The organism is Vibrio sp. MMG023 (assembly GCF_021654215.1).
GTDB lineage: Bacteria > Pseudomonadota > Gammaproteobacteria > Enterobacterales > Vibrionaceae > Vibrio > Vibrio jasicida.
Genome location: NZ_JAKFZP010000037.1, coordinates 1 through 343 on the forward strand (window position 1 = coordinate 1; position 343 = coordinate 343).

Below are 343 nucleotides of genomic sequence, written 5' to 3' on the forward strand. Positions count from 1 at the left end.
ATGGCAGGTCTACCTGGATTCGAACCAGGGAATGGCGGCATCAAAAGCCGCTGCCTTACCGCTTGGCGATAGACCTACGGGTGATAGTCAAAAGACATATCAAATTAGAAAAGTATGGTGCGGTCGGAGAGACTTGAACTCTCACACCTTGCGGCGCCAGAACCTAAATCTGGTGCGTCTACCAATTCCGCCACGACCGCGACTTTTCTAAATCATCTAGGAAATTGGTAAAACCTAGACAATAAAATAAATGGTGGCTACGACGGGATTCGAACCTGTGACCCCATCATTATGAGTGATGTGCTCTAACCAGCTGAGCTACGTAGCCAACAATATGTTTTAG

General features: G+C 47.2%; 3 tRNA genes. All 3 read right to left on the minus strand.

What is annotated here, in order from left to right:
• Nucleotide 1: 1 nt before the first annotated feature.
• The 3 genes from L1076_RS26885 to L1076_RS26895 all read right to left on the minus strand — a co-directional run bounded on the left by L1076_RS26885 (nt 2) and on the right by L1076_RS26895 (nt 328).
• Nucleotides 2–76: transfer RNA gene (locus L1076_RS26885), tRNA-Gln, on the minus strand.
• Between the two features lie 39 nt (nt 77–115).
• A tRNA-Leu gene (locus L1076_RS26890) sits at nt 116–200 on the minus strand.
• A gap of 51 nt (nt 201–251) precedes the next feature.
• Nucleotides 252–328, minus strand: a tRNA-Met gene (locus L1076_RS26895).
• Nucleotides 329–343: the final 15 nt, after the last annotated feature.